The 24867-nt window shown below is 65.0% G+C and carries 20 protein-coding genes; 15 read left to right on the top strand and 5 right to left on the bottom strand.

Annotated features, from left to right (window positions below; translation table 11 throughout):
• Positions 1 to 46 precede the first annotated feature (46 nt).
• The 5 genes from H1S03_RS03020 to H1S03_RS03040 all read left to right on the top strand — a co-directional run bounded on the left by H1S03_RS03020 (position 47) and on the right by H1S03_RS03040 (position 7192).
• A complete protein-coding gene (locus H1S03_RS03020) occupies positions 47 to 1540 on the top strand; it encodes a UDP-N-acetylmuramoyl-L-alanyl-D-glutamate--2,6-diaminopimelate ligase (protein WP_249777792.1) in 1494 nt (497 codons plus the stop codon).
• 67 nt (positions 1541 to 1607) lie between these two features.
• Positions 1608 to 3062 carry a UDP-N-acetylmuramoyl-tripeptide--D-alanyl-D-alanine ligase gene (locus H1S03_RS03025; protein ID WP_185803104.1) on the top strand — a complete coding sequence of 485 codons (1455 nt, stop codon included), beginning with the start codon at positions 1608 to 1610 and terminating at the stop codon, positions 3060 to 3062.
• Entirely contained in the window at positions 3062 to 4147 is a 1086-nt protein-coding gene (gene mraY / locus H1S03_RS03030) for a phospho-N-acetylmuramoyl-pentapeptide-transferase (RefSeq protein ID WP_166192725.1), read from the top strand. The genes H1S03_RS03025 and mraY overlap by 1 nt, the downstream gene beginning before the upstream one ends.
• A 45-nt stretch (positions 4148 to 4192) precedes the next feature.
• Positions 4193 to 5605: a UDP-N-acetylmuramoyl-L-alanine--D-glutamate ligase gene (gene murD / locus H1S03_RS03035; RefSeq protein ID WP_185803105.1), complete on the top strand. Its 1413-nt coding sequence runs from the start codon at positions 4193 to 4195 to the stop codon at positions 5603 to 5605.
• A gap of 102 nt (positions 5606 to 5707) precedes the next feature.
• On the top strand, positions 5708 to 7192 hold the full coding sequence (locus H1S03_RS03040) for a DegQ family serine endoprotease (RefSeq protein ID WP_185803106.1): 1485 nt from the start codon (positions 5708 to 5710) through the stop codon (positions 7190 to 7192).
• A 38-nt stretch (positions 7193 to 7230) separates the two neighbouring features.
• Here H1S03_RS03040 and H1S03_RS03045 read toward each other — a convergent pair whose 3' ends face one another.
• A complete protein-coding gene (locus tag H1S03_RS03045) occupies positions 7231 to 7980 on the bottom strand; it encodes a calcium-binding protein (protein WP_185803107.1) in 750 nt (249 codons plus the stop codon).
• A 195-nt stretch (positions 7981 to 8175) separates the two neighbouring features.
• On the opposite strand from H1S03_RS03045, the gene H1S03_RS03050 reads away from it, so the two are divergent.
• Positions 8176 to 8499, top strand: coding sequence for a 2Fe-2S iron-sulfur cluster-binding protein (locus H1S03_RS03050; RefSeq protein ID WP_185803108.1), 324 nt, complete (start codon positions 8176 to 8178; stop codon positions 8497 to 8499).
• A gap of 78 nt (positions 8500 to 8577) precedes the next feature.
• Here the strand turns inward: H1S03_RS03050 and purD are convergent, their stop codons facing one another.
• The gene (gene purD, locus H1S03_RS03055) at positions 8578 to 9837 is read right to left on the bottom strand and encodes a phosphoribosylamine--glycine ligase (RefSeq protein ID WP_185803109.1); all 1260 of its coding nucleotides are present in this window, start codon (positions 9835 to 9837) and stop codon (positions 8578 to 8580) included.
• A gap of 191 nt (positions 9838 to 10028) precedes the next feature.
• On the opposite strand from purD, the gene gpmI reads away from it, so the two are divergent.
• From gpmI to H1S03_RS03075, 4 genes are read left to right on the top strand one after another with little or no spacing between them, the layout of a single operon-like run.
• A complete protein-coding gene (gene gpmI, locus H1S03_RS03060) occupies positions 10029 to 11546 on the top strand; it encodes a 2,3-bisphosphoglycerate-independent phosphoglycerate mutase (RefSeq protein ID WP_185803110.1) in 1518 nt (505 codons plus the stop codon).
• On the top strand, positions 11546 to 12658 hold the full coding sequence (locus H1S03_RS03065) for a murein hydrolase activator EnvC family protein (RefSeq protein ID WP_185803111.1): 1113 nt from the start codon (positions 11546 to 11548) through the stop codon (positions 12656 to 12658). The genes gpmI and H1S03_RS03065 overlap by 1 nt, the downstream gene beginning before the upstream one ends.
• A gap of 39 nt (positions 12659 to 12697) precedes the next feature.
• On the top strand, positions 12698 to 14017 hold the full coding sequence (locus tag H1S03_RS03070; protein ID WP_185803112.1) for a S41 family peptidase: 1320 nt from the start codon (positions 12698 to 12700) through the stop codon (positions 14015 to 14017).
• 2 nt (positions 14018 to 14019) lie between these two features.
• Positions 14020 to 14508, top strand: a complete 489-nt coding sequence (locus H1S03_RS03075) for an RNA pyrophosphohydrolase (protein ID WP_185803339.1) — start codon at positions 14020 to 14022, stop codon at positions 14506 to 14508.
• Between the two features lie 57 nt (positions 14509 to 14565).
• Here H1S03_RS03075 and H1S03_RS03080 read toward each other — a convergent pair whose 3' ends face one another.
• Positions 14566 to 15075 carry a hypothetical protein gene (locus H1S03_RS03080; protein ID WP_185803113.1) on the bottom strand — a complete coding sequence of 170 codons (510 nt, stop codon included), beginning with the start codon at positions 15073 to 15075 and terminating at the stop codon, positions 14566 to 14568.
• Between the two features lie 16 nt (positions 15076 to 15091).
• Entirely contained in the window at positions 15092 to 15685 is a 594-nt protein-coding gene (locus tag H1S03_RS03085; RefSeq protein ID WP_185803114.1) for a DUF1285 domain-containing protein, read from the bottom strand.
• Between the two features lie 80 nt (positions 15686 to 15765).
• On the opposite strand from H1S03_RS03085, the gene H1S03_RS03090 reads away from it, so the two are divergent.
• Genes H1S03_RS03090 through H1S03_RS03105 form a run of 4 tightly spaced genes read left to right on the top strand, consistent with a single transcriptional unit; the run spans position 15766 to position 22514 of the window.
• Positions 15766 to 16764: an AAA family ATPase gene (locus tag H1S03_RS03090; protein ID WP_185803115.1), complete on the top strand. Its 999-nt coding sequence runs from the start codon at positions 15766 to 15768 to the stop codon at positions 16762 to 16764.
• A gap of 2 nt (positions 16765 to 16766) precedes the next feature.
• A complete protein-coding gene (locus tag H1S03_RS03095; protein ID WP_185803116.1) occupies positions 16767 to 17642 on the top strand; it encodes a DUF58 domain-containing protein in 876 nt (291 codons plus the stop codon).
• 1 nt (position 17643) lies between these two features.
• Complete coding sequence (locus H1S03_RS03100; protein WP_185803117.1) at positions 17644 to 20430, top strand: DUF4159 domain-containing protein; 2787 nt, start codon at positions 17644 to 17646, stop codon at positions 20428 to 20430.
• Complete coding sequence (locus H1S03_RS03105; RefSeq protein ID WP_185803118.1) at positions 20427 to 22514, top strand: hypothetical protein; 2088 nt, start codon at positions 20427 to 20429, stop codon at positions 22512 to 22514. The genes H1S03_RS03100 and H1S03_RS03105 overlap by 4 nt, the downstream gene beginning before the upstream one ends.
• Here H1S03_RS03105 and H1S03_RS03110 read toward each other — a convergent pair.
• On the bottom strand, positions 22511 to 23206 hold the full coding sequence (locus tag H1S03_RS03110; protein WP_166192681.1) for a DUF599 domain-containing protein: 696 nt from the start codon (positions 23204 to 23206) through the stop codon (positions 22511 to 22513). The two genes, H1S03_RS03105 and H1S03_RS03110, sit on opposite strands and share 4 nt — an antisense overlap.
• A 177-nt stretch (positions 23207 to 23383) precedes the next feature.
• On the opposite strand from H1S03_RS03110, the gene H1S03_RS03115 reads away from it, so the two are divergent.
• Entirely contained in the window at positions 23384 to 24859 is a 1476-nt protein-coding gene (locus tag H1S03_RS03115) for an FAD-linked oxidase C-terminal domain-containing protein (protein WP_185803119.1), read from the top strand.
• Positions 24860 to 24867: the final 8 nt, after the last annotated feature.

Consider the following 24867-nt stretch of genomic DNA (forward strand, 5'->3'; position numbering starts at 1 on the left):
GCTACAACTCGCGGGAAATTCGGTGGCAGGCCGATGACCTGAAGGAATGGACGATAGCGTGACCGAAGCACCGAACATGATGCCCAGAACGCTGGACTCGCTGGGGCTGACGGATCTGCGCCGTGGTTCCGGCTCGCCGCAGATCACGGGTCTGGCGGTGGACAGCCGCGATGTGCGACCCGGCGTTTTGTTCGCGGCCCTGCCGGGGGTCAACGCGCATGGTGCCCGTTTCGCATCCGACGCCCTCGCGGCTGGAGCCGTCGCGATCCTGACGGATGAGGATGGCTACGCCCATGCGACGCCCGATGACGGTGCCGTGTGGCTGGTCGCGCAGGATGCCCGTGCGGCCCTGTCGGGGCTTGCGGCGCGCTGGTACGGTGCGCAACCCGAAACGATGGTCGCCGTGACGGGGACGAATGGCAAGACCTCCGTCGCCAGTTTCACAAGGCAGCTCTGGTCCGCGATGGGTCTTTGTGCGGTCAATTTCGGCACGACGGGCGTCGAGGGCGCGGTCAGCGCACCGTTGAGCCACACCACCCCCGAGCCGGTGACGTTGCACCGCCTGCTGGCCGATCTGGCCGGGCGCGGCGTCACCCACGGCGCGATGGAGGCGTCGAGCCACGGCCTGGCGCAGCGCAGGCTGGACGGTGTCAGATTGCGCGCGGCGGCCTTCACCCATCTGAGCCGCGATCACCTCGACTATCACGCGACCGTGGCGGATTATGAGGCCGCGAAGGGCCTGTTGTTCGACCGCGTCCTGCCCGAGGGCGCTACCGCCGTGATAAATCTGGATACCGACGCGGGTGAGCGCATGATCGCGCGCGCCACGGGGGCAGGGCGCAAGGTTCTGACCGTTGGTCGGACTTCTACAGCGGACCTGCGCCTGTGCGATACGACGTTCGAGGCTTCCGGCCAGCGCGTGACATTCGCCTATGGGGGGGCGGAGCATACCGCATCGTTGCGGCTGATCGGCTCCTTTCAGGCGGAAAATGCGCTGCTGGCCGCCGGACTGGCGCTGGCATGCGGCGGTGCCGCGCCGGATGTCTTTGCCGCGCTGGAGGTTTTGGAGTCGGTCGCCGGGCGCATGCAGCTGGCCGCCCATGCCACCTCGGGCGGGGCGATCTACGTCGATTATTCCCATACGCCCGACAGCATCGCCACGGCGCTGCGCGCGCTGCGTCTGCATGTCGAGGGAAAGCTGATCTGCATCCTCGGTGCCGGGGGCGACCGCGATCCGGGCAAGCGATCCCTGATGGGTGAGGCCGCAACGCAGGCTGCGGATGTGGTGATCGTCACCGATGACAACCCGCGCAGCGAGGATCCAGCCGTCATCCGCGCCGCCGTCATGGCCGGGGCCCCAGGCGCGCGGGAGATCGGGGACAGGGCGCAAGCGATCGCCGCCGGGGTGGCGATGCTGGGTCCGCACGATACATTGCTGATCGCCGGAAAGGGTCACGAGACGGGTCAGATCGTCGGTGATAAAACATTGCCGTTCAATGATGTGGAGGTCGCGCGACGTTCGGCGGTGACGGCGGAATGATGGCGTCTTATGCATCCGGCGGGAATATCTCCCACGACCAGCACGCCCAGCACGGGGGGGAGCCGTCATGACACCTCTATGGATAGCACAGGAGGCGCAGCAGGCCACCGGTGGCACCGGCCCCCAGGGGTGGAGCGCGACCGGCGTGTCCATCGACACACGCGAATTGCAGCCCGGCGATCTGTTCGTCGCACTCAAGGACGTGCGCGACGGGCATGAATTCGTGGCGCAGGCGCTTGCCGCAGGCGCGGCGGCCGCGCTGGTGAGCCATCGGCCCGAGGGCGTGGCCGAGGATGCCCCACTGCTGATCGTAGCGGACGTGTTGAAGGCGCTGGAGGAACTGGGCATCGCTGCACGCGCCCGGATGCACGGCAAGGTGATCGCCGTCACCGGATCGGTTGGAAAGACCGGAACCAAGGACATGCTCCGCTCGGTTCTGGGCGAGGTTGGCATCGTCCACGCGGCGGAGCGCAGCTTCAACAACCATTGGGGCGTACCCCTGACTCTGGCACGCATGCCGCGAGAGGCGGATTTTGCCGTGATCGAGATCGGGATGAACGCACCGGGAGAGATCGCACCCCTGTCGCGTCTGGCCCGCCCGCATGTGGCGATAGTCACCACCGTCGCCGCCGTTCACGCAGAGGCCTTCAGCGACGTTCGCGGCATCGCGCGGGAAAAGGCCTCCATCGTGGCGGGTCTCGAACCGGGGGGCACGGCGATCCTCAATCGGGATGATGCGACCTACCGCACGGTGCGCCGGCGGGCGGAGCGGGCGGGGGCCAGCATCGTGACCTTCGGCGGGGCGGGACGCCCGATGTTTCGCCTGATCTCCACCCGATTGCGCGGCGCCACCACCTGCGCGATTGCGCGGGTGCGCGGGGATCGGCTGTTGTTCAAGCTTGGCACGCCCGGGCGACATCTTGCGATGAACGCGATGGCGGTCCTTGCCGCGGTCGAGGCTGTCGGCGCGGATGTCGCACAGGCCGCGATGCGTCTGGGCCGGTGGAGCGCGCCTGACGGGCGCGGCGCGCGTTGGCGCATCCGGTTGGGTCAGGCCGCCATCGACGGATCGCTGTTGTTGATCGACGACGCCTATAATGCCAATCCCACCTCGATGGCGGCGGCCTTTGATGTGCTGGATGCTGCCGAGCCGAAGAACGGCATCGGGCGCGTGGCCAAGGGGCGCAGGGTGGCGTTCCTGACAGATATGCTCGAACTGGGACCAGACGCCGAACGGCATCACGCCGCATTGGCGGACCTGCGGGCCATCGAGCGGATCGACCGGATTCATTGTGCGGGTCCATTGATGCGTGCCCTGCACAAGGCGCTGCCACCGTCGCGACGCGGCGAATGGTACGCGACGGCGGACGAGTTGGCCGCGCGGGCCGGGCGATTGCTGGATGCGGGCGATGTCGCACTGGTCAAGGGATCGAAGGGCTCACGCGCGTCGCGGGTCGTTGACGCGGTGCTGAAACTGGGGCAGGCGGTTCCAGCGCAGAGTACCGAGGATGAGGACGCTTAATGTTTTACCTGCTTACCAATCTTTCCGACGGCGGCGACGTCTTCAACCTGTTCAGATATTTGACTTTTCGATCCGGTGGCGCGTTTTTGACCGCGCTGATCATCGGGTTCGCCTTCGGTCGCCCGCTGATCGACGAATTGCGCAGACGGCAGAAACGGGGCCAGCCGATCCGCGCGGACGGGCCTGAACGTCATATCATCGAAAAGGCCGGAACCCCCACCATGGGTGGCGTGCTGATCCTGCTGGCGCTGCTGATCTCCACCCTGCTGTGGGCGCGGCTCGATTCCGGCTGGGTGTGGATGGTACTGATGGTCACTTTCGGCTTCGGGGCAATCGGCTTTGCCGACGATTATGCCAAGGTCAGCGCGGGCAATCACAAGGGTGTTTCGGGCAAGGTGCGGCTGGCCATTGGATTCACAGTGGCAGGTGCGGCGGCGATCTGGGCGATGTATCTGCATACGCCGGAGCTGTCAGGCCAGCTGGCTTTTCCGATCTTCAAGGATGTCTTGCTGAACCTTTCCTTCGTTTTCATCCCCTTCGCGATGATCGTCATCGTCGGGGCCGCGAATGCCGTGAACCTGACAGACGGGCTGGACGGGTTGGCGATCATGCCGGTGATGATCGCGGCCGCCTCGTTCGGGGTCATCGCGTATTTCGTGGGCCGGACCGACTTCACCGAATATCTGGATGTGCATTATGTCGAGGGGACCGGAGAAATCACGGTTTTCTGTGCCGCCGTCATCGGCGCGGGCCTCGGCTTTCTGTGGTATAATGCGCCACCGGCCGCGGTGTTCATGGGCGATACCGGCTCGCTGGCCTTGGGGGGCGCGCTGGGCGCGATTGCCGTCGCCACCAAGCACGAGATCGTTCTGAGCATCATCGGCGGCCTGTTCGTGGTGGAGGCGCTGAGCGTTATCATTCAGGTCGCGGTGTTCAAGCAGACCGGCAAGCGTGTGTTTCTGATGGCCCCGATCCACCACCATTTCGAGAAAAAGGGCTGGGCCGAGAGCACGATCGTCATTCGGTTCTGGATTATCGCGCTGATTCTCGCCCTGATCGGACTGGCCACGCTGAAGCTGCGTTAAACCGCCTTCACCGGGAATATTTATTGAGCAAATTGGGGGCGGATCATGATTCCAGTGCGCGGTTATGCGGGGCGCAAGGTCGCGGTGCTGGGATTGGGCCGCTCCGGCCTGACCACGGCGCGTGCGCTGGCGGCAGGCGATGCGATTCCCATCTGCTGGGATGATGGTGAGGCCGCTCGCGCAGCCGCGCAGGCTGAGGGGTTCGCCATCGCCGATCTGACCCGCGAGAATGTCTGGAACGGGATCGACGCGCTGATAACCTCGCCCGGTATTCCGCATCTGTATCCCGCCCCGCATCCCGCGATCGAACAGGCGTGGCGGCACGATGCGGTCGTGGACAACGATATCGGATTGTTCTTTCGCAGCTTCGCCACCCCTGATTGGGATGAGTTCGAGCGTCCGCCCCGCGTGGTCTGCGTTACCGGTTCGAACGGCAAGTCCACCACGACGGCACTGATCGCGCATATCCTGCAAGCTGCCGGAATGTCCGTGCAGATGGGCGGCAATATCGGGCGTGGTGTGCTCGACCTGGATCCGGGCCGCGATGGCGGTGTCGTGGTGCTGGAGCTTTCAAGCTATCAGACCGAGCTGGCCCGCGCCCTGTCCCCCGATATCGCGGTGTTCACGAACCTTTCGCCCGATCATCTGGACCGCCACGGCGGTATGGGGGGATATTTCGCAGCAAAGCGCCGCCTGTTCGCGGAGGGCGGTCCCGAACGCTCGATCATCGGAGTGGATGAGGTCGAGGGCAGATATCTGGCGCAGCAACTGCGTGAGGAGGCCGCGACGGGCGATCCGGTTATCAGGGTCTCCTCAGGGCAGCGGCTGACGGGGGACGGTTGGTCAGTTTTCGCGCGCAAGGGGCACCTTGCCGAATGGCGCAAGGGCCGTCAGGTCGCGTCCTTCGATCTGCGCGACATTGCCGGTCTGCCCGGTGCGCACAACCATCAGAATGCTTGCGCCGCGTTTGCGGTGGGCCGCGCGCTCGGTTTGGGGCCACGGCAGATCGAGGGCGGAATGCGCAGCTATCCCGGCCTGCGCCATCGCTGTCAGGTGATCGCGACCATCGACGGTGTCCGCTATGTGAACGATTCCAAGGCCACGAACGCGGATGCGGCGGCGCAGGCCCTACTGGCCTTCGACAACATCCACTGGATCGCGGGCGGAGTGGCCAAGGCGGGCGGCATCGACGCCCTGTTGCCCCTGATGGACCGGGTCAGCAGCACCTATTTGATCGGAGAGGCCGCAGAGGATTTTGCCGGATCGCTCGGCACATATCCGCACCGGATCAGCAGCACCCTGGATCAGGCGGTCGCGCAGGCTCACGCCGCTGCGAAACCCGGCGATACGGTCCTGCTGGCCCCCGCTTGCGCCAGTTTCGACCAGTTTGCGAGCTTCGAGGCGCGCGGCGAAGCGTTCGAGGCCCTGGTTGCGAAATTGCAGGCGCGGACTACGTAATCTCACGCAAGTGTGAAACGATGCGATGAACCCTGTGTTGTCTTTGCCACAGTCAGCGGACAGATATTATTACAGGCGAGGGCCGTGAACGGGGCTCGCCAAATGCGTTCAGGAGGACAGAATTTGACCCTAGTAAGAAACGTGATCCGCAAGAGTTGCCATGTCGTGTTCGCGACCTGTCTGGGCCTTGCCGTGATCGCGGCGGATGCCGGCCCGGTTCAGGCACAATCGCGCCCGGGCAGTTTCGCCGATCTCGCACAGCGGCTCAGCCCGTCCGTGGTCAATATCACGACCAGTCAGACCATTACCGCGCAAAACCCCGGCCTGTCCCCGATGATCCCCGAGGGATCGCCGTTCGAGGATTTCTTCCGCGATTTCATGGACCGGCAGGAAGGTGCGCCCCAGCAGCGTCGCGCGCAGGCTCTTGGCTCGGGCTTCGTGATTTCCGCTGATGGCTACATCGTCACGAACAACCACGTGATCGAGCAGGCGGATGAGATCATGGTCGAGTTTCTGGATGGCAGTGAACTGCCGGCCGAGCTGATTGGCACCGATCCCCGTACCGATATCGCCGTGCTGAAGGTCGAGCCGGAGGACCCGCTGCCATTCGTCGCGTTCGGTGACAGCGATCTGGCCCGCGTGGGGGACTGGGTGCTGGCAATCGGCAATCCGCTGGGGCAAGGCTTTTCCGTCTCCGCCGGTATCGTGTCGGCGCGCAATCGGGAGCTTTCAGGCTCCTACGACGATTTCATCCAGACGGATGCGGCGATCAACCGGGGCAATTCGGGCGGCCCGTTGTTCAACATGCAGGGGGAGGTGATCGGCGTGAACACCGCCATCCTGTCGCCCAATGGCGGGTCGATCGGTATCGGATTCTCGATGTCCTCGGCTGTCGTCACGGGCGTGGTGGATCAGTTGCGTGAGTTCGGTGAAACCCGCCGCGGTTGGCTGGGCGTGCGCATTCAACCCGTGGATGAGGCCGTGGCCGAGGCGATCGGGCTGGAGGATGTGCGGGGCGCCCTGGTCGCGGATGTCCCCCCCGGCCCCGCCGCCGAGGGCGGAATCGAGGCTGGCGACGTCATTCTGAGCTTCGACGGTCAGCAAATCGATGAGATGCGGGAACTGCCGCGCGTGGTTGCCGCGACCCAGGTGGGTAAAGCTGTGCGTGTCATCGTGTTCCGCGACGGTCGAACAAAAACCCTGTTGGTAACGCTGGGTCGGTTGGAGGACAGCTCCACCGTCGAGGCGGATTCCGAAGGGCAGAACGGAAAGACCACCCAGCCCGAGCAGGCCGAGATCGCCGGCATGACCCTGAGCGGCATTACGGCCCAGATGCGGGAGCAGTACGACATCCCCGATTCGGTGGATGGCGTCGTCGTCACGGCGGTTGATGAACTCAGCGATGCCTATGAGCGCGGCATGCGTCCGGGACAGGTGATCGCAGAGGTCGGCCAGCGAACCGTTGCGGCCCCGTCGGATGTGGTCGCGATCATCGAGGAAGTGCAAGCGGCAGGTCGCAAATCGGTCTTGATGCTGGTGCGCGACGGCGGTGAGCCGCGCTTCGTCGCGCTCGATCTGGACCAATAAGGGTTAACGCTACACCGTCCCGCATCGCGGGGCGGTGATTACGCGGCGGCGAGGATGAAGCTGTCCGCGTTCAGATCGGCAAGATTGACCTGCTCCAACAGCAGCTCGGAATTGCCGCGATGCCAGCTCAGCAACGCATCGTCACCTTCCTGCGTCATGGTGATTTCGCCCAGATCGAAGATCGTTTCCGCCGCGAAGTAGAGGTGATCCTCACCCGTGGTGAAATCGGTGATCCGATCCCTGCCGGTACTGCTCTGGCTGAAGACGAACACATCCGCACCGGCGCTGCCAGTCATCACGTCATCCCCCTTCGCCGCGTTCAGGACGTCGTCACCCATCGTACCGGTCAGAATGTCGTCATGGCGCGTTCCGAACAGTTCGGTGCCGTCGATACGGTTGCCCGTGGCCTGCTGCATCAGATCGTTTGCAGGCGTCATGACCTGACGGCCCTCCTCGAAAACCTCGACATTCCAGAGGGTTCCGTCCGGCGTCGGTGCTTCCTGCCGAACTGAGTTCACCGGCGCTTCATCCAGGCGGGTACGGTCCATGGGGATGGGAGTGAAGTCCGCCGGTGCGGTGATGTCAATCTCAGGCGTTTCAAGTGCGAAGTCGAAGCTGTCGGCGGTGGCCAAGACCTCAACCGTGTCATCGCCCTCACCTATTTCGCGATTGCCCTGCAACGGGGTGTCCATGACGTGCCCCACCAGGATATCGGAGGTCAGAACGGTACGGCTCTGCTGAACCGCTTGTTCCGCATCGCTGTCGGGTAGGTCGATCGTCCACTCCATGAAACCGCTCCAATTTTACTAAACTGTTTCGATACATATGATCCATATTTATATAAAATCCTAATAATTGCTGAAAAAGTGGTTAACGGCGGCGGGGACGCCGATCTGACGCGACGCAAAGTTATCCGTTGTGGCTGCTTCATGCTTGGCGCTAGAAACCGTGTGACACGGATAGAATTTCTTGAGGAAACCGACATGGTTAAGATCACTTACATCGAGCATAACGGCACCGAGCACGTCGTGGACGTAGCCAACGGTCTGACCGTTATGGAGGGCGCGCGCGACAACAACATCCCCGGCATCGAGGCGGATTGCGGCGGCGCGTGCGCGTGTTCGACCTGTCATGTCTACGTGGATGGCGCCTGGGCCGAGAAATTACCGGCCAAGGATCCGATGGAGGAAGACATGCTCGATTTCGCATGGCAGCCCGATCCCGCCACCTCGCGCCTGACGTGCCAGATCAAGGTGACGGACGCGCTGGACGGGCTGGTCGTTCGGATGCCTGAAAAGCAGATCTGACACGCACGTCAGAGCCACATGGCTGCGCCGCAGGTTCGTGGCGCAGGTCTTCCCGGTCGTTCAGCTATTTCCGTGCGCTCAGAGCGCGCGCCAGCCGATATCGGTTCGGTAAAATCCGCCGGGCCAGTCGATACGTTCCACCACGGAATAGGCCAGATCGCGAGCCGCGCGCAGGGTGTCCCCCCGCGCGGTGACGGCCAGCACGCGCCCGCCGTTCGAGACGAGCTGCCCCTCCACGTCCTTCGTTCCGGCATGGAATATCTGCACCAGCGGCTGGCCGGTCAGGTCGGGCAGGCCGATATCCTCACCCTTGGCGTAGCTGCCGGGATACCCTCGCGCGGCAAGCACGACGGTAATGGCGTAATCGTCCGCCCAGGCGACCTTTGCGTCGGCAAGGTTGCCTTCTGCCGTGGCGATCAGAAGATCCAGCGCCTGTGCACCCATCCGCGCCATCAACAACTGGCATTCCGGGTCCCCGAAACGGGCGTTGTATTCCACCAGCCGCGCCTGACCGTCCTGAATCATCAATCCCGCATAAAGCACGCCTGAAAACGGTGTGCCCCGGTCGCGCAGTTCGGCCAGACATGGGGCGACGATGCGCGACATCGCCTGATCCAGCAATTCCTGCGTTAGCACGGGGGCAGGGGAATATGCGCCCATACCGCCGGTATTGGGCCCCTCGTCACCATCGAAGGCCCGTTTGTGATCCTGCGCGGAGGCGAGCGGCAGCATGGCGGTGCCGTCGGTCAGTACGAACAGCGAAACTTCCTCACCATCCATGAATTCCTCGATCACGACTTCCGCGCCCGCCGCGCCGAACGCACCTGAAAAACAGTCGTCTATGGCGGAGAGCGCGGTGGCTTCATCCATCGCGACGGTCACGCCCTTGCCTGCGGCGAGGCCGTCCGCCTTGATGACGATCGGTGCACCCTGGGCGGCGATGTACTGCTTCGCCGGGGCGGCATCGGTAAAGCGGGCATAGGCGGCGGTGGGGGCGCCGGCTGCATCGCACAATTCCTTGGTGAAGGCCTTGGATGCCTCGACCTGCGCCGCGGCCTTGGACGGACCGAAGGTCAGATAGCCCGCATCGCGCAATTCGTCCGCCACACCGGCGGCAAGCGGAGCCTCCGGCCCGATCACCACGAAATCGATTGCATGTTCCCCGGCGAAGGCGATGACGTCGGCGGAATCCTCAGGGTCTATGCGGACGCATTCCGCAATCTCGGCTATTCCGGCATTGCCGGGCGCGCAGAACAGCCGATCGCATTTGGGATTCTGCGATATGGCCCATGCCAGCGCGTGTTCACGCCCGCCGCCGCCGAGGATGAGGATGTTCATGCAATGCGCCCCTGTGTTCGGTTTCGCGCATCTAGGCCAAGGAGGCCTGTTTTCGCAAGTCTGGATAAAGGATGCCACCGGTGGGGATGTTGGCGGGGATGTTGGCGGGGATATTTGGCGAAAGTGCGCCGCAGGCTTGCCCGACATATGGGTAGCGTCCTATGTCATGTGCAGCATTTAGGAGTTGCCCCATGTCCACACCACGCCCCGTGATCCTGTGTATCCTCGATGGTTGGGGAATAAGCGAGCAGACCGAAGCGAACGCCGTGGCCCTGGCCGAGACGCCGGTCTTCGATCGGCTGATGGCTGAGTGTCCCAATGCCACGCTGGCCGCGCATGGGCGGGATGTCGGCCTGCCGGACGGACAGATGGGAAATTCCGAGGTTGGGCACACCAATATCGGCGCGGGACGCGTCGTCTGGATGGATCTGCCCAGGATCGACAAGGCGATCGAGGACGGTTCCTTTGACACCAACGCGGCGTTGACGGGATTCATACGCAAGCTCAAGGACAGCGGCGGTACCGCGCATCTGATGGGGTTGGCCTCCCCGGGCGGGGTTCACGCGCACCAGCGTCACATCCTGCAAGCGGCCAAGGTGGTGGCCGCAGCGGGTGTGCCGGTAAAGCTGCATCTGTTCACGGATGGGCGGGACGTGGCCCCGAAATCAGCGCGTGAGCAGGTCTATGCGCTGGAGCATGATCTGCCGCAGGGCGTGCAGATCGCAACCCTGATCGGGCGGTTCTATGCGATGGACCGCGACAATCGCTGGGACCGGGTTCAGGCGGCCTATGATCTGATCGCCAAGGGCACCGGCGATGCGATGGCCAATGCCGACACCGCCATTGCCGCCGCCTATGATCGGGGGGAGACGGACGAATTCATCGCCGCCGCCGCGCTGGGCGGATATTCCGGCATGGCGGATGGGGACGGCGTGTTGTTCCTGAACTTCCGTGCGGATCGTGCACGCGAGATCCTGTCCGCCTTCGTTGCGCCGGATTTCGACGGGTTCGAGCGGGACAAGATCGATCTGGCGGCGGCATGTGGCATGGTCGAGTATTCGGAGGACCTGAACGCGTATCTGGACGTGATGTTCCCGTCCGAAGACATTCCCAACACGCTGGGCGCGTGGGTTGCCGCACAGGGAAAGCACCAGTTTCGTATCGCGGAGACCGAGAAATATCCGCATGTGACGTTTTTTCTCAACGGTGGGGTCGAGGTTCCCAGCGAGGGTGAGGATCGCACCATGCCCAGATCTCCGAACGTGCGGACCTATGACATGCAGCCGGAGATGAGCTCGGTTGAGGTAACGGACAAGCTGGTCGCCGCCATTGAAAGCGGCACATACGATCTGATCGTCGTGAACTATGCCAATCCCGACATGGTGGGACATACCGGCGATTTGCAGGCGGCGATGGCGGCTTGCGCGGCGGTGGATACCGGGCTGGGCCGTGTCGTGGATGCCTTGGAAAGCGCGGGCGGCGCGATGATCGTTACGGCGGATCATGGCAATTGCGAGGTGATGGTGGATCCCACCACTGGTGAGCCGCACACGGCGCATACGCTCAACCCCGTGCCGGTGATCCTGGTCGGCGGTCCCAAGGGGGCGACCCTGTCGAGCGGCCGTCTGGCCGACCTGGCGCCCAGCTTGCTGGATCTGATGAACCTTGAGAAACCGGAGGAGATGACGGGGCGGAGCCTGATCGCCTGATGCGGATCATCGCGGCCTTGCTGGGCTTGGTGGTGGCCACCGGTGCCCTGGCACAGACGGATGCCGTGCAGCAGACGGAGCGGGCGGCGCGTCTGATCGGCGACGCGGCTGAGGGGCTGGCATCCGCGCCGCGCGGTGAGCGGAGGCTCTCTGTGCTGGGGCGGGTGGTTCAGGGATACGAAACGGGATTGGCCGCGCAACGGTCCGCCAGCCGCGATCTGGCATTGCGCGCGGATGTTCTGAGCGCGCGCATGGCGCAGGATCGGGATCGGTTGGCGCGCCTGCTGGGCGGCTTGCATCGGGTCAGTCGGGCACCTGCGCCGCTGCTGTTGCTGCATCCTTCGGGACCGGAGGGGGCCGCGCGGGCAGCCCAGATGATGGCCGCCATCGTACCCCACCTGCAGGCGGAGGCGGACGAGCTGCGGGCCATGATGATCGAACTCGATATCGTCGCCAATGAGCAGGATCGGGCGGAAGACCTGATGCGGGACGGGCTGGCGGGCGTGCAACAGGCGCGGATCGCGCTGCGTGACGCGCTGGACGCCAGAACCGTTCCCCCTGAGCCGGAACCCGCGCTGGTTGCGCGTTTGCGGGCGGACAGCCAGAACCTTCAGGCGTTCGCCCGGCTGCTCGCGCGTGAGAGCGCGGCCATGGCCACGGGATCGCCGCAACGGTTTGAGGAGGCGCGCGGAACCTTGCCCTTGCCCGCGCCGGGCCATGTTCTGCGGGCATATGGCGCGCGCGATGCCGATGGAACCGTGCGCCCCGGCATCGTTCTGGGGGTTGAGGGTGTCCGTCAGGTCACGGCACCGTGGACCGCCTCCCTGCGGTATAGCGGCCCGTTTCTGGAATACGGCCAGATCGCGGTGCTGGAACCGGCGGAGGGTTGGCTGATGATCCTCGCCGGGTTGAACGACGTGCAAAGACAGGCCGGAGAAGTCATCCTGGCGGGTGAACCTGTCGGCACCCTCACGCAATCGCGCGGAGGGGTCGCGGGCTTTGGGGTTGAACCTGCCACCGAATCCGGCCCAAATCAGCGCCAGGTTCTATATGTGGAATTGCGCCATGAGGGCGTACCCGTCGATCCGACGCCGTGGTTCGGTTTCGATTGAGTGAGAAAATTGAGAAAAAAGACATTGGGGAAGAAATCCATGAACAAGATGTTCGTAGCGGGGGTCGCGGGGGCGCTGGCAGGTGTACTGGCGACAACGCAACTGGCCGCTCCCCTGCTGGCGCAAGACGACACCAGACCGCGCTCGACCTACGAGTATCTCGACCTGTTCGGAAATATTTTCGAGCGGGTGCGGGCCGATTACGTCGAGGAAGTGGACGACCGTGAGCTGATCGAAAATGCGATCAACGGGATGCTGACATCGCTTGACCCGCATTCCAGCTATCTGCCGCCGGATGATTTCACCGACATGCGCGAACAGACGCGCGGTGAATTTGGCGGTCTGGGCATCGAGGTCACGCAGGAGGACGGTTTCGTCAAGGTGGTCTCTCCCATCGACGACACCCCGGCGGCGGAGGCCGGGATCGAGGCGGGCGACTTCATCACACACGTCGATGGTGAAAGCGTGCTGGGCCTGAACCTGAACGAGGCGGTGGATCTGATGCGTGGCCCCGTCGGATCGGAGATCGTCATCACCGTCGTGCGTGAGGGCGTCGAACCGTTCGAGGTCAGCATCATCCGCGACACCATCCAGATCCGCGCCGTGCGGGGCAGGGTAGAGTCGGGGGCGATCGTTCTGCGCGTCACCACCTTCAACCAGCAGACCTTCGCCAATCTGGAGGCGGAGATGGCCGCACAGGTCGAGGAACTGGGCGGCATCGACAACGTGCGCGGTGTCGTTCTGGATCTGCGCAACAATCCCGGTGGCTTGCTGGATCAGGCAGTTTATGTTTCCGACGCGTTTCTGGAGCAGGGGGAGATCGTATCCACTCGCGGGCGCACCGCGGCGGACAGCGACCGCTACAATGCGAGTGCGGGCGATCTGGCGCAGGGGCTGCCGATGGTCGTGCTGATCAACGGCGGTTCGGCCTCCGCCTCCGAAATCGTGGCGGGGGCGTTGCAGGATCACCGGCGGGCGATCATCGTGGGTGAGAAAAGCTTCGGCAAAGGGTCCGTCCAGACGATCATGCCGTTGCAGGGGAACGGCGCGATGCGTCTGACCACGGCGCGCTATTACACCCCGTCGGGGCGCAGCATTCAGGCGCTGGGCATCGAGCCGGACGTCATCGTCGGACAACGTCTGGCCAGCGAGGTTGAGGAAGACGGCGTTATCCCCCGCCGATCCGAGGCTGACCTGCGCGGCTCGATCCGCAATGACAGCCTGACGCCCGAGGAATTGCAACAGCTGGAGGAGGAACGCGCGCGCCTAGAAGCGGACGCACTGCTGCGCGATGACGATTTCCAACTCGCCTATGCACTCGACATCCTCAAGGGGTTGTCCGTGTATTCGGATCGGTGATGTTGAGCGACGATGATATCGCGGCCCTGCCGTATCGCCCGTGCGTCGGCGTCATGCTGACGGACGGTGCGGGACGGCTGTTCGCGGGGGCGCGTATGCACGGCGCCGCCGGCGCATGGCAGGCGCCTCAAGGCGGCATCGACGACGGTGAGGAGCCTCAGGCCGCCGCCCTGCGCGAGTTGGAGGAGGAAACCGGCGTTCAACCGCAGCATGTCACGGTTCTGGCCCGGACAGCCAACTGGCATTTCTATGATCTGCCGCGCGATGTGATTCCCAACCGCTGGGGCGGCCGGTTTCGCGGGCAGAAACAGATCTGGTATCTGATCCGGCTGGATGCGGGGGAGGATGTGATCGACATCGCGGTCGATCATCCTGAATTTTCCGACTGGCGCTGGATGACGCCAGAGGAGATGATCGCCGCGATCGTTCCGTTCAAACGCCCTGTCTACAAGACCGTTCTGAACGAATTTGCCGAATATCTCGACAGCTGAAGAGGGATGGTAGCGCTGCGAGGGCAGGGGGCATATGCCCCCCACCGCTGATCGCCGTCATGACGGGCAGGACGTTCCGGCCCACATGCTGCTGACCCGCCCGTTCCGGACGGTGCCGTGAAATCCCTCCGCGTCGAACTCCCGATCCAGCGCATCCAGGGTGTATTCTGTTTTGTAAGCGGCGGTGAGGGAGGTTTCGGTACTGCCCAGGCCGATGCCTGCATCGGTGCGCAAGCCGTCCTCATCTGTCATCCAGCCCGCAAGCTGCCCGTCGCGCGCGATGAGGGTGATATCCTGGAACGCGATCAGGGACACCGGCGCGGGGCCGCAATCCACACGGGTCGTGCGGGTCACCACCGGGCCCAGGATCGGGGTCACGCGCATTTCGACTGACGGCAGCGCCGTGCCGAACGCCAGCAGGCTGTCGCGCGAATCCTCCACGATCAGGCCGGATCGGGCCAGCAACACCGTGCCCGCAGCCTCACGGCCGGGGGTCGCGGTGTTCTGGGGCGGTACAGCGCAACCAGCAAGCGCGGCGGCTGCCATAAACACAACGAAAGAACGCATGATACACCTGTGAAATCTATTTCAGTTCCGACACCGGTATGAAGGGGAAGAACACGCCTTCGGACCAGACCCCGAACCAGTCTTCGCCTTCGACCTGATGCGCAACCCCGATATCGACGAGGCGATAGAAACTCTTGCGATCTATCAGCGCATCCAGATTGCGGCGGATGTTGATATAGGGCGACGGTTCACCGGTTTCGGGGTCGCGGACGATTCGCATCGCATGGTCGGGGCCTGCGGTTGCCGTGTCCCCGACATGGGTGGAAAAGGTGATGGTGGTGTCCTTGCCCTCCCCCTCGACACTGAAATCGACGGCAACGAAGGGCGCGTCCTCGACCGTGATGCCGACCTTCTCGACCGGGGTGACGAGGAAATAGTCGTCGCCCTCCTTCTTCAGGATCGAGGAGAACAGCTTGACCAGCGGTTTGCGTCCGATGGGCGTGCCAAGGTAGAACCACGTTCCGTCCCGCGCGATGCGCATGTCCAGATCGCCGCAAAAGGGCGGATCCCATTTCTCGACCGGCGGAATTCCGCGCGGTGCGGCGCGCTTTACGGCGCTGATGATGCCATCGGCGCTGGGTTTGGCTGTTTCGGCTTTTTCACTGTTCACGGGTCCGTGCCTTTCGGTGCAGTCAGATTACGTGTTCTATACATAGTAGGTCTTATTCCGCGCAAAACAGGGGATGCAGTATGAGCGATTCACTTCTGATCGAGATCGAGCAGGCGGGAGCGCGTCTGTCGCAGGTGCGAGAGATGGTCGCGCGGCGGGTCATCGGTCAGGCGGATGTGGTGGATCTGGCACTGGCGGCGATCCTTTCAGGCGGGCACGGCCTGCTGGTCGGCGCGCCGGGCCTGGCCAAGACGCTGCTGGTCGAAACGCTGGGCACCGTGCTGGGGCTGGACGCAAACCGGGTGCAGTTCACGCCGGATCTGATGCCCTCGGACATTCTGGGCGCGGAGGTGCTGGAGACAGCGCCCGATGGCGGCCGCGCGTTCCGTTTCATCAAGGGGCCGGTTTTCTGCCAGCTTCTGATGGCGGATGAGATCAACCGCGCCGGCCCCCGCACGCAATCGGCCCTGTTGCAGGCGATGCAGGAACATCACGTCAGCGTGGCCGGGATGCGCCGCGACCTGCCCGCCCCGTTCCATGTGCTGGCCACCCAGAACCCGATCGAGCAGGAGGGTACATATCCATTGCCCGAGGCGCAGCTGGATCGGTTCCTGTTCCAGATCGACGTGAGCTATCCCGACCGTGACGATGAACGCGCAATCCTGCTGGCGACCACCGGCGCTGAAAGCGCCGTGCTGGAGCCGGTCTTGAACACGCCCGACCTGATGGCGATGCAGTCGATGCTGCGCCGGATGCCGGTGGGCGAAGCGGTGGTTGAATCGATCCTCGATCTGGTGCGCGCGGCGCGACCGGATTCCGGTGCCGCAAGCGATCTGACCGACGCGGTCGCGTGGGGGCCGGGGCCACGCGCGGCGCAGGCGCTGATGCTGGGGGTGCGGGCGCGGGCCTTGCTCGACAATCGCCTCGCACCCGATCTGTCGGATGTCGCTGCTCTCGCCGGGCCGGTTCTGACGCATCGCATGGCGCTGAACTACGCCGCCAGGGCGGAGGGTGTGCAGTTGCCCGATCTGATCGCCCGTCTGGTCGAGCGGGAGCTTGGCACGGCTGCCGCAGCGTGACGATGCGATCCGGTCCATCAGATAATCTGCAAGGCGCGGCAAGACGCGCGGCGGGTGCCCTGCCGCCCCTGTTGGCGCGGGCCGAACGGTTGGCCGCGACAGTCGTGCTGGGCGAACATGGCCGCCGACGGGCCGGCATAGGCGAGGAGTTCTGGCAATACAGGCAGGCGATCCCCGGTGATGCCGCGGGTGCGATTGACTGGCGCCGTTCGGGCCGGTCCGATACCGCATTCGTCCGCCAGACGGAGTGGTCGGCGGCGCAGACCGTGACGCTGAACGTCGATCCGGCGCTGTCCATGGACTACCCCGAACACGGGGAAAGCAAGCGGACCCGAGCCGCCGTCCTGGCGTGTGCCCTGTCGCTGCTGCTGGTGCGCGGGGGGGAGCGTGTCGGCCTGGCCGCTCCCGATCTGCCGCCGGGTGCGGGGCGGGGGCAGGTGGACCGCATCGCCGGATTGTTGAGCGGTATGACGCCGCATGAGGATTATTGCGTCCCCGCCATGCCTGACGGACGGCGCGGTCTGCTGGTTGCCCTCTCGGATTTTCTGGCACCGGACCCCCTGCTAATGCCTGCGCTGGACGCCTTGGCGGCGCAAGGGCAGCGCGTCGTTCTGTTGCAGATCACGGATGAGAGCGAGGAGACGTTCCCCTTCGACGGACGGACGGAGTTCCGCTCGATGTCCGGTGCCCTGTCGTTCGAGGCGGAGCGGGCGCGCGCCCTGCGCGATGGATACCGGGCAAAGCTGGCGGCGCGGCGTGACATGCTGCGCGCGCGGTCCCGCAGCGCGGGGTGGTCCTTTGCCACTCACCGTGTGCAGGAACCGGCCAGCCGAGCGCTGTTGTGGCTGCACCGCGTGATCGAGGGGGAGCGGCGCTGATATGATGAGCTTTGGCGCAATCGGATTCGTGACGCCCGCGTTGCTGGCGGCTCTGCTCGCCCTGCCGGTGCTGTGGTGGTTGCTGCGGGCGACACCGCCCGCGCCGATGCGTCGGGCGTTTCCCGGCATCTCGCTGCTGTTCGGGCTGAAGGATACGGAGCGGACACCCGCGCGCACGCCGTGGTGGCTGCTGGCGTTGCGCATGGCGGTTCTGGCGCTGGCCATATTGGGGCTGGCCGGGCCGCTGCTGAACCCCGCCCCCGCACCGGAGCGGGCGGACGGGCCGTTGCTGATCGTGATGGATGGCGGCTGTGCCAGCGCCCCGGATTGGAGCGCCCGGCAGGGCGAGGTTCGCCAGATCCTGGATCGCGCGGATCGTGCCGGTCGGGCGGTGCACCTGGTCTCCCTCTCCGATGCCGCGCCTGATCTGGCACCTAGGGCCGCTGCGGATTGGGCCGGTGTCCTCGACACCATGCGGCCTGCGGGCTGGGCCCCGGACCGCGCGGCCTTCGCTGCGCGGCTGGATGAGATGGGCGATATCGGCGCAAGCATCTGGATCAGCGACGGTTTGGGTGAGGCGGACAATCTGGTCGAGGCCCTCTCCGCTCGTGGCCCGGTGGAGGTTGTCCTGCCGGAGGATGTGGCGTTGGCGCTGGCCCCTGCGATGTTCGAGGACGGTCAATTGGTGACGCATATCCTGCGGGCCCCCGGTGCCCCCGCACAGGAGGTATCCGTTCAGGTGATCGGAACCGATGCAGCGGGTATCGAGCGTGTGCTGGATCAGGTCGGGCAGATTCTGGCGCCGGGGGATGAGGTAACGCGCGTGGCGATAGACCTGCCGCTGGAACTGCGCAACCGCGTCAGCAGGCTGACGCTTTCTGCGCCTTACAAATCCGCGGGGGCGACCGTCCTGACGGATGACGCGTTGCAGCGCCGCCGCATCGCCCTCGTCGCGGGGGGGCGCAGCGGTGAGGCGCAATCGCTGACGGCTCCACTGCATTATCTGCGCACCGCGCTCCAGCCTGTGGCCGAACTTGTCGAGCCACCCCTGGCCGAGGTGCTGGATGCGAGCCCCGATATCGTGATGCTGGCCGATGTGGCGAACTTCTCGGAGGAGGAGAGGTCAGGTCTGGAGGATTGGGTGCGTGAGGGCGGTCTGCTGGTCCGCTTCGCCGGACCCCGCATGGCGGCCAGTGCCACCGGACAAATGGTCAGGGACAGCCTTCTGCCCGTGCGTCTGCGCGAGGGGGGCCGGTCGCTGGGCGGTGCGATGTCATGGGGCGACCCCAAGCGGTTGCGGCCCTTTCCGCAGGGCACCCTGTTCGATGGTCTGGATTTGCCCGAGGATGTGGACGTCGTTTCACAGGTCATGGCGCAGCCCGATCCCGATCTGGCGGATCGCACGCTGGTGGCGCTGGAGGACGGCACCCCTCTGGTCACCGCCCGGGATGAGGGACGCGGCCGGGTGATCCTGTTCCACGTGACGGCGACACCGCGCTGGTCCAGCCTGCCTTTGTCAGGTCTGTTTCTGCAGATGCTCGACCGGATCGCACGGGTTGCCCAATCCGGGGAGCGGGGCGAGGCCGCACTCGAAGGTGCGATCTGGACCCCTGAACGGGTTCTCGACGGCATGGGGGAGGTCACGGACGCCGACCGGATCGCAGGCGTTGCAGGTGCCAGGTTGGCGCAGGCGCCGGGGCCGGACGCGCCGCCGGGGCTGTACCGCGCCGGTGTGCGGGGGCATGCCTATAACGTCATGCGCGATGCGACAGCGCTGCAGCGTCTGGACTTGCCTGCGGGCACCGCGACGCGCGGCTATACCGTTCGGGCGGAGCGGGACCTGACGGGCCTGTTCCTGAGCGGGGCGATGTTGGCACTGATGCTGGATATTCTGGCGACGCTGGCGCTGGGCGGGCGGCTGCGACCGGCGGCGCGGGCGGGTCTTGGCGGGTTGGCCCTTCTGTTCGTGATGGGTGCGCAGGATGTGCAGGCGCAGAATGTGGATACGCAGGCAGTTGAGACGCAGGCGGTGCGCGACGATCCCCGTGCGATCTATGCCACGTCCGAAACGGTTCTGGCCTATGTGCGCACCGGGGACGCAGAGGTGGACAGGATCAGTCGCGCTGGATTGTCGGGCCTGTCGCTGGTTCTGGCCCGGCGCACGGCCATCGAACCGGCGGAGCCGGTCGCCGTGGATATCGAGCGGGATGAACTGGCCTTCTATCCTATGCTGTACTGGCCCGTGACCGACGCGCAGGCCCCGCCGGGGCCCGAGGCGGTCGCCCGCATCAACACCTATTTGCGCACCGGTGGCATGATCCTGTTCGACACCCGCGACACCCATCTGGCCGTCGGGGCCGAGGGGCCGGGAAATGCGCAGTTGCGCCGCCTTGCCGGACAACTCGACCTGCCACCATTGGAGCGGATCCCGCCGGATCACGTGATGACGCGGGCGTTCTACCTGCTCGACGATTTTCCGGGCCGTTATGTCGGCGCACCCGTCTGGGCGGAGGCATCCTTCGCCCCCGAGGATGTGGACGGCGTGCCGTTTCGCAACCTCAATGATGGTGTCAGCCCGGTTATCATCGGCGGCAATGACTGGGCCAGCGCCTGGGCGGTGGACGATCTGGGCAATTTCATCCGCCCCGTCGGACGCGGTGTGCCGGGGGAGCGTCAGCGCGAAATGGCCCTGCGCTTCGGCGTCAATCTGGTGATGTATGTGATGACCGGGAACTACAAATCGGATCAGGTACACGTGCCTGCCTTGCTGGAAAGGTTGGGACAATGAGCGGCGTGGTATTTTCCCCTCTGGTTTCGATGGTGGTGATCGTGGCACTGGCAGGCGGGCTGACCGCGCTGTGCCTTTACGCGGCGTGGATGCGGCTTGCAGGATGGGCGCTGCGCGGCTTGGGAGGGTTGGTCCTGTTGCTGGCGCTGAGCGGGCCGAGCCTGAAGGAAGAGGACCGTGCGCCGCTGACCGATATCGCGTTCCTGCTGGTGGATCGCTCGGACAGTCAGAGCCTCGGCATGCGGCCCGACCAGATCGCGCGGGCGGAGGAGGAGCTTTCGGCCTCGCTCGATGCGCTGTCCTTGGACCCGGATGCGCCGCTGGAATGGCGGCGGGTCGAGGTGGGCGACGCAACCGGCGCAGATGAAGGGCGCGGAACCCTGGCCATGCGCGCGCTGTCCGACGCGCTCGCCGGGGTCGCGCCTGACCGGATCGCGGGGGCGATCCTGCTCAGCGACGGACAGGTTCACGACATGGCCGACGCGCCCGGACTGGACGCGCCACTGCATCTGGTCCTGACGGGTCAGCCGCGCGAATGGGACCGCAAGCTGTCGGTCGTGGCCGCACCTGCCTTTGGCATCGTGGGGGAAACGGTGCAGATGGCCTTGCGCGTCGACGAACTGGGTTTCGTTCCGCGCGACCGCGATGCGGTGACCCTGTCGATCAGCTTGGACGGTGAGGACGTGCTGCGCCTGTCCGTCCCGGTAGGAGAGGACATTACCTTCGACGTGCCGATCGCGCGCGGCGGCATGAACGTGCTGCAAGCCTCGGTCGCGGAGGGGGCGGGAGAGTTGACGTCGCGCAACAATACCGCCCTGATCGAGATCAACGGCATTCGCGACCGGCTGCGGGTCCTGCTCGTCTCGGGTGAGCCGCACGCAGGGGGGCGGACATGGCGCAACCTGCTGAAATCCGACGCAGCGGTCGATCTGGTGCATTTCACCATTCTGCGCCCCCCCTCGAAACAGGACGGCGTGCCGGTGTTCGAGATGAGCCTGATCGCCTTTCCCACCCGCGAATTGTTCATGGAGAAGATCGACGAATTCGATCTGATCATCTTTGACCGCTACCGACGCCGGGGCGTTCTGCCGCCGTCCTATCTGGACAATATCGCCCGGTATGTGGAGGATGGCGGCGCGGTCCTCGTCGCATCGGGTCCTGCCTTTGCCGGGGTGGAGAGCCTGTGGCGTACGCCGTTGGCGCGGGTGCTGCCGGCCGATCCCACCGCGCGGGTGATCGAGGAGGGCTATCTGCCCCGTATATCCGAGCTTGGTGCCCGCCATCCCGTCACGGCGGGATTGGAGGATTACGCTCCGCGCCCGGCGGTCGATGGTGTGCCCGGCTGGGGCCGGTGGTTCCGGTTGATCGACCTGGAACAGACCGCTGGCGATACGGTGATGGAGGGGCCGGACGGCAGACCCCTGCTGATCCTGGACAGGCCGGGGCAGGGGCGGATCGCGATGCTCGCCTCGGATCACGCATGGTTGTGGGCGCGCGGATACGAGGGGGGCGGTCCGCAGGTGGAATTGTTGCGGCGGCTGGCTCACTGGCTGATGCAGGAGCCTGAGCTGGAGGAAGAAGTCCTGTTGGGGGATGAGGTAAGCGGCGATCTGTTGGTCACGCGGCGCACTTTGGGTGACGTAGCGCCGACATTGGAACTGACGGCCCCGGACGAAACGATCTTGACGCCGCAGATGGTCGAGGTCGGGCCCGGTCGCTGGGAGGTCCGCATCGAGGACCCTGTTCAAGGACTATGGCGATTGCGCGATGGCGATGTCACCGGCGTCGCGGCGGTTGGCAATGCCGCGCCCAAGGAGTTCGAGAACGCCCTGTCCACCGACGAAGTTCTGAAACCGTTGATCGACGCGACCGATGGCGGTGCGATCCGCGTCTCGGACGGTGTTCCCGATCTGCGGCGCGTGCGCGAGGGGCGCAACGCCGCCGGGCGCGGCTGGCTGGGACTGGCTGACCGCGATGCCTACACGGTTGAGAATGTCAGCCTGACCCCGCTGGCCCCGGCATGGCTGATGCTCTTGCTGACAGCCGCGCTGATCCTGGGCGCATGGCGGATCGAGAGCCGCTAGCTGGCGATCAGCGCTTTGCGTGAGCGGGAGAAGAACTCCCGCCGGATCAGCACAGCCGTCGTGACCACGGTCGCCACGATCAACGCCTCCGCGCCCAGCACCCAGGCCATGGCTGTCAACGCATAGTAGATCCCCCGCAAACCCCGGTTGAAGCTGCGGGCCGCGTAGGAATTGAGCCGCGCGGCGCGGATCGCGATACGCCCGGCCTCGGGCACGGTGCCGTCATTGGGCATGGATGCCATGACCACGGCGCAATAGCTGAACAGTCGGTTGGACCACACGAATTTCAGGAACGCATAGAACGCGATCCCCAGAACCATCAGCAATTCCAGTTGCAAGGTCTGGCTGGACCAGTCCGGCATCAGGCCCTCACCCGCAGACAGCAAGGTTTCGGGCTTGCCCAGAATCGCGACGATCCCCCCGATCACCAGCAAGGTGGTGGAGCCGAAGAACGCGGTGCTCTGCTGGATACTGGCAAGGATCGCGCTGTCGAAGATGCGCACGTCGCGGGCGGCCATCTCCTCCATCCAGCGATACCGATGACGCTTCATCAGGACGTGAACGGAGGGGCGCTTCGCGTTATCCCTCTCGATCAGGAAGGTCGTTGTCAGCCAGCATGACCAGAAGAGCGCCAGTGCCACAAGGTCGAGCAGATCGAAGCTGTTCAGCAGGATATTCACGTCGATTTGCATTGTCTGACCTTCCTTCACATCGGTTTGATAGTAAGCTGAGCAATGAGCATCGGAAAGCGGCGATGCGCGCAAAGGCGGGCTACACCGGAATTGGGCCGGGCATAGGCCGGAAATGGCTGGTCGTGTGCTGGAATTGGTCATACATCTGGACCAATTCGCGGAACGGGGGAATGTAACATGCAGATGCCGGACCCAAATCAGGCCATTATCGCGCGCAAGGCGCATCTGGTCGCGCGTCTGAAGCAGGTTCTGCCGGAGGGGGCCGTGATCCATTCCGACAATGAGGTTCGCGCCTATGAATGCGATGCGCTGACCGCATATAAGTGCCCGCCATTGGCCGCTGTTCTGCCCGCCACCACCGCGCAGGTCGCGGCGGTGCTGCGCATCTGTCATGAGGAGGCCGTGCCGGTTGTGCCGCGCGGATCGGGCACTTCACTCGCGGGCGGGGCCTTGCCCACGGCGGATGCGGTCATTCTGGGCGTGGCCCGGCTGACCGAGGTGATCGAGACGGATTACGACAATCGCTTCATTCGCGTGCAGACCGGCCGGACCAATCTGAGCGTGACCGGCGCGGTCGAACAGGACGGGTTCTTTTACGCGCCCGATCCCTCCAGCCAGCTGGCCTGCGCCATCGCGGGCAATATCGCGATGAATTCCGGCGGGGCGCATTGCCTGAAATACGGGGTCACGACCAACAATCTGCTGGGCGTGACAATGGTCACGATGGAGGGGGAGATCGTCGAGATCGGCGGTGCCCACATGGATTCCGGCGGCTACGACCTGCTGGGTCTGATCTGCGGCTCGGAAGGGCAGTTGGGCGTGGTGACGGAGGCGACCCTGCGCATCATCGCGAAGCCGGAGGGCGCGCGCCCGATCCTGCTGGCCTTCGACGCGAACGAGGTGGCGGGCGCCTGCGTCAGCGACATCATCCGCGCGGGCCTTCTGCCCGTGGCCATCGAATTCATGGACCGCCCCTGCATCGCAGCTTGCGAACGGTTCGCCCAGGCCGGCTATCCCGATTGCGAGGCCCTGCTGATCGTCGAGGTCGAAGGCTCGGACGCCGAAATCGACGAGCAACTCGCCAAGATCAAGGCCATCGCTGCCACGCACGATCCGGTCGAGATGCGCGAAAGCAAGTCCGAGGCGGAATCCGCCGCGATCTGGGCCGGGCGCAAGGCCGCGTTCGGCGCGATGGGGCAGATCAACGATTACATGTGCCTGGACGGGACGATTCCGGTCAGCGAACTGCCCTTCGTTCTGCGCCGCATCCGCGAATTGTCGGCCGAGTTCGGTCTGGACGTGGCCAATGTCTTTCACGCGGGCGACGGCAACATGCATCCGCTGATCCTGTTCGACGCCAACAAACCCGGCGATCTGAACACCTGCGAGGCGCTGGGGGCCGAGATCCTGAAGCTCTGCGTTGAGGTCGGCGGCTGCCTGACTGGCGAACACGGCGTCGGGATCGAGAAACGCGACCTGATGCACGTGCAGTTCGACGCCGCCGATCTGGAAATGCAGGTCCGGGTGAAGGATGTTTTCGACCCCGGTTGGTTGCTGAACCCGGCCAAGGTGTTTCCGCTGGACGCGACCGAGGCGCGGCGCGCGGCGCGGGATGTTCCGCAGCGCCAGACGCAGGACGCGGCGATCGCTTGATGCGCGAT

It is taken from the genome of Pontivivens nitratireducens (assembly GCF_014235845.1).
GTDB lineage: Bacteria > Pseudomonadota > Alphaproteobacteria > Rhodobacterales > Rhodobacteraceae > Pontivivens > Pontivivens nitratireducens.

Excerpts from the sequence above, each read along its gene's own strand:
- H1S03_RS03020 (WP_249777792.1), top strand. The coding sequence starts at position 47 with ATGGACGATAGCGTGACCGAAGCACCGAACATGATGCCCAGAACGCTG.
- H1S03_RS03025 (WP_185803104.1), top strand. The coding sequence starts at position 1,608 with ATGACACCTCTATGGATAGCACAGGAGGCGCAGCAGGCCACCGGTGGC.
- mraY (WP_166192725.1), top strand. The coding sequence starts at position 3,062 with ATGTTTTACCTGCTTACCAATCTTTCCGACGGCGGCGACGTCTTCAAC.
- murD (WP_185803105.1), top strand. The coding sequence starts at position 4,193 with ATGATTCCAGTGCGCGGTTATGCGGGGCGCAAGGTCGCGGTGCTGGGA.
- H1S03_RS03040 (WP_185803106.1), top strand. The coding sequence starts at position 5,708 with ATGCGTTCAGGAGGACAGAATTTGACCCTAGTAAGAAACGTGATCCGC.
- H1S03_RS03045 (WP_185803107.1), bottom strand. The coding sequence starts at position 7,980 with ATGGAGTGGACGATCGACCTACCCGACAGCGATGCGGAACAAGCGGTT.
- H1S03_RS03050 (WP_185803108.1), top strand. The coding sequence starts at position 8,176 with ATGGTTAAGATCACTTACATCGAGCATAACGGCACCGAGCACGTCGTG.
- purD (WP_185803109.1), bottom strand. The coding sequence starts at position 9,837 with ATGAACATCCTCATCCTCGGCGGCGGCGGGCGTGAACACGCGCTGGCA.
- gpmI (WP_185803110.1), top strand. The coding sequence starts at position 10,029 with ATGTCCACACCACGCCCCGTGATCCTGTGTATCCTCGATGGTTGGGGA.
- H1S03_RS03065 (WP_185803111.1), top strand. The coding sequence starts at position 11,546 with ATGCGGATCATCGCGGCCTTGCTGGGCTTGGTGGTGGCCACCGGTGCC.
- H1S03_RS03070 (WP_185803112.1), top strand. The coding sequence starts at position 12,698 with ATGAACAAGATGTTCGTAGCGGGGGTCGCGGGGGCGCTGGCAGGTGTA.
- H1S03_RS03080 (WP_185803113.1), bottom strand. The coding sequence starts at position 15,075 with ATGCGTTCTTTCGTTGTGTTTATGGCAGCCGCCGCGCTTGCTGGTTGC.
- H1S03_RS03090 (WP_185803115.1), top strand. The coding sequence starts at position 15,766 with ATGAGCGATTCACTTCTGATCGAGATCGAGCAGGCGGGAGCGCGTCTG.
- H1S03_RS03095 (WP_185803116.1), top strand. The coding sequence starts at position 16,767 with ATGCGATCCGGTCCATCAGATAATCTGCAAGGCGCGGCAAGACGCGCG.
- H1S03_RS03100 (WP_185803117.1), top strand. The coding sequence starts at position 17,644 with ATGATGAGCTTTGGCGCAATCGGATTCGTGACGCCCGCGTTGCTGGCG.
- H1S03_RS03105 (WP_185803118.1), top strand. The coding sequence starts at position 20,427 with ATGAGCGGCGTGGTATTTTCCCCTCTGGTTTCGATGGTGGTGATCGTG.
- H1S03_RS03110 (WP_166192681.1), bottom strand. The coding sequence starts at position 23,206 with ATGCAAATCGACGTGAATATCCTGCTGAACAGCTTCGATCTGCTCGAC.
- H1S03_RS03115 (WP_185803119.1), top strand. The coding sequence starts at position 23,384 with ATGCAGATGCCGGACCCAAATCAGGCCATTATCGCGCGCAAGGCGCAT.